General features: G+C 57.2%; 3 protein-coding genes. 1 reads left to right on the plus strand and 2 read right to left on the minus strand.

The annotated features are described in order from the left end of the window. Both tnpB and tnpA read right to left on the minus strand, forming a co-directional pair. Positions 1–265, minus strand: a 265-nt coding sequence (gene tnpB, locus MKD50_RS30135) for an IS66 family insertion sequence element accessory protein TnpB (protein WP_147309006.1), incomplete at its 3' end; no start/stop codon positions are given. Beyond that, positions 265–723 carry an IS66-like element accessory protein TnpA gene (gene tnpA, locus MKD50_RS30140; protein ID WP_081479555.1) on the minus strand — a complete coding sequence of 153 codons (459 nt, stop codon included), beginning with the start codon at positions 721–723 and terminating at the stop codon, positions 265–267. The genes tnpA and tnpB, both read right to left, overlap by 1 nt. A 488-nt stretch (positions 724–1211) precedes the next feature. Here tnpA and MKD50_RS30145 point away from each other — a divergent pair, with 488 nt between their 5' ends. Beyond that, complete coding sequence (locus MKD50_RS30145; RefSeq protein ID WP_145987300.1) at positions 1212–3332, plus strand: alpha/beta hydrolase; 2121 nt, start codon at positions 1212–1214, stop codon at positions 3330–3332. Positions 3333–3482: the final 150 nt, after the last annotated feature.

The raw sequence follows: 3482 nt of genomic DNA on the forward strand, positions 1-3482 counted from the left end.
CCGAGAGAGTCGCCACTGCCGCCCCACGCGGCCAGGCAAAACGGTCTGCCTCAAGTCGTTTCAAAAAAAGCCAATATCCGTTCCGGCCCCAGCCAAGCAGCTTGATCCGATCGGCTCGCCGATTGCGAAACACGTAGACCGCTTGTGCGAACGAATCGAGCCCCAGCGACTGCTCGACCAGCGCCGACAGACCATTGATACTCTTGCGGAAATCCACGGCTTCCCGGTGCAGGTAGACCTTCAGCCCTTCGTCGAAGCGGAACATCAGCTCGCCCCCAACGCTTCGATCATCGCCTTTACGAGTTCACCGTCACGCCCACCGCATGCGAGCTCAATCGCCACGCCGTTTGGCAACTTCGCACTCAGCAGCGCGACTGATCGCGACGGCTGAGGTTGCGGTTCAACTGCCACGGCCGTCGTGCGACTCGGCGCAGTGACCACAGCTTCGACTTCAGGGGATCGGATTCCCTGAACAACCGGCACGAACGCCGCCAGCGAACCGCGTTCCACTGCCTTCGATTCCCGATGCAGCCGAATCCATTTGCGCAGTTGATTGGCATTGACTTGAGCCTTGAGCGCCATGCCTGCCACCGATGCGCCAGGCCGAAGACACAGCTCAATCAAACGCCGTTTGGCCACCGGCTCGTAATCGCGTTTGCCATTGCGCCGGACACGCACTACTCGCAGTGGAAAGCAGTCAACATCAATATCGTCAGTGTTCATGGTTTGCGTTCGCAAAGTGTTTGCGGACGCAAGCCTGCCAAGACTCACCCTATAAAACTAGGACGCCGTTTCTCGGTCGCTTACATTCCATGGCACGGACGTTGCACATAGTCGATCCTGCGATGTACCTGCTCCCTTGCGAGCGTGAAGCATCCGCCAACGCCTAGGCGGTGTTGTCCGGAAACATACAGCGAATGTCGCGACGAGTAACCATAACTGCGGGCACCTCCGCTTCTGCCGCAATGCCTTGTGCGGCGAGGGAAAAATAAATGATTGCACGACTACATCACTGGATGATCGCTTTTAGTCTGCTAGCCGGTCTCGGCGGCTGTGGAGGGGGCGCTTCCGGCACAAATCATGAAACAGGCACTGCCCCAACCGTATCCGGAACCGTAGGAGGAGCTATTACTCCCATTCCACCGGCTACCCCACCGGCTACCCCACCGGCCGCACAACCGGGGACAGGAGGGAGGCCACCAGGAAAGGCGGTGCTGACGCCAGCAGTGCTCGTACCAACTGTCCGGTTTATAGAGCAGATGCCCGCTGAGCAGTTTGTCGGTCCGACCTACTCACCCGAAGGCGGGGAATATGACCTCGGCTCCGTCGTCGTGAGTACCGCTGACGTTTCACCGGCTGTTTTTCTCACTCGTATTCATGGCTGGATTCGCTATCCGGGTGCACCAGTGAACCCGTCCGGTACCGCGCCGACCTCCTATCCCGTGGTCATATTCCTCCATGGCATGCATAATCGGTCTGAGCCCAGCTTCGAAGGGTACGACTATCTGGCAAATGACCTTGTTGTGCATGGTTATGTCACGCTGTCAATAGATGCGAACGACATTAATGCGTTTTGCCCATCGACGGCGATTGGGTGTATTCACGGGGGAGCGGGCGATTATTCATCGCAGTCGCGAGGCCAACTGGTCCTTGCAACACTCGACCGTCTCAAGAAATTGAGTGATGGGGGTCAAACCACGACCGGTATACAGATCCCGAAGCAGTTGATTGGCAAGATTGATTTTAGCCGGATTGGCATCATGGGGCACTCCCGAGGTGGCCAGGGTATCAACGACGCCATCCAGCTTAATGATCGGCGCATTGGTGTCAGTCTGCAACAGCTACGCTCGGCCACCGCCGAACTGCAAAATGAAAAAGACAATTGGGCAGGTAATACCTGGTTTGCTGCGCCCGGCGCAGCCGTGACCACCGGCACAAAGGCGGCGTTCCTCACGACGCTCAACACCCTGATAGCCGAGCTAAGCGTGAACGGTCTATCTGATCAGGATCTGTCAACATTCCTCGACATGAATAACGTCATGCTTTCTCCTGAAGCGGGCGACTGGTCGAACACTCCACCGAAATATGTTTTCAAGGCCGCGCTCTCACTTGCGCCAACAGACAGCCAGTCCTACCGGAAGATCGCCAGCGTGCCCTTTGCCGCGATGGTGGGAACATGTGATGGAGACGTGAACAATTTGTCCGGAACACACGTGCTCGACAACAACCGCTTCAGCAGGGATCCTGCCGACTCGGCTCCGCGGTTCCAGATTGTGGTACGCGGGGCTAATCACAATTACTTCAATAGCCAATGGACAAAGGACGATTACAGCGGATTACAGGGAGATTACTGCTATGCAGACGCCACGCACGCGACCAGACTGGCTACAGCCGATCAGCAATCCATCGGGCTATTCGTGATCAACAGTTTCATGCGCAATTTCGTTGGGGGAGAAGCGGTGTTTGCTCCCTACTGGAATGGCACAGCCAGACTGCCAGCGGCGGCCTGTCCGGGGAGTCAGGCACCTTGTGATAACCGGGTGGTGCTGACGATTCAGATCAATGGAGTCAACGGACATAAAATGATTGCTCCATTCGACGAATATGGCCTGAACCAGCCCTACGACAGCACAATCTCGACCTTGCAGACGGGCGGTCCGCTGGACCTGATCGACGCATCCGCCTTTCGAGGTAACGTATACACTTGCGCGACGGATCTCACCCTGGGGGATGGAGCCATACCGACCTGTACACAGCCCTCGCCGACGGGGATATTCTTCAGGACAGGTCCTGAAGGCCCGCTTAGTACCTACGTAGGCGGGTTGCTGTCGATCGCCAATCAGGTTCAGTTCACACTGACCGGACCAAACATGACGCTGCCGGTTACGCTTAAGGAACCCGCGTACGGGCCAAGCGGCCAGCCGGTAACGGCAAACGCCCTGTCGACGGTTGGGTTTGACACATTAAGCTTCCGCATCGCAATGGTCCGACCCCAGCCCTCCGTTGAGGGAATGCTCGCGGCGCAGCAGGTGAGTGTCACACTCACCGATAGCAAGGGGCGCGACTCACCGGCGATACTGGTCAGTGACTTCTCCGACGCGCTGGACAGCAGCATGGGACTGTCGATTCCCCCCCAAAGCTCAATGCCCGAGTTGCTGAACATGGTGGCAATCCCACTCGACGCATTCGGGCCTGATCCCGCATCAAAAAGCACGTTCGATATCACTCAACTCAGCAAGCTGACCCTGAAGTTCGCCAATGCGCCCAATGATGGCACCGCGGTCTCCTTGACCGACCTCGAACTGCAGAATTTCGGACGCAACGTTCACTGAGTGTGTGCCGGCCTGAGCGCCTGCTCACGACTTTAGTTTCCGTTCGTCCAATTTTCCCAAGGTGGATTTTTATGCACCTCTGTCGCTAAGTGCACAAACGCGAATCGAGGGTGCTTGGCCGTTTAACAGGAAGCTGAATGCGCCACGACG

Source organism: Cupriavidus mimosae (genome assembly GCF_023952485.1).
Classification (GTDB): Bacteria; Pseudomonadota; Gammaproteobacteria; order Burkholderiales; family Burkholderiaceae; genus Cupriavidus; species Cupriavidus taiwanensis_C.

What these genes read in the sequence shown, in the direction of transcription:
- tnpA (WP_081479555.1), bottom strand. Translation starts at nt 723, where the DNA reads ATGAACACTGACGATATTGATGTTGACTGCTTTCCACTGCGAGTAGTG.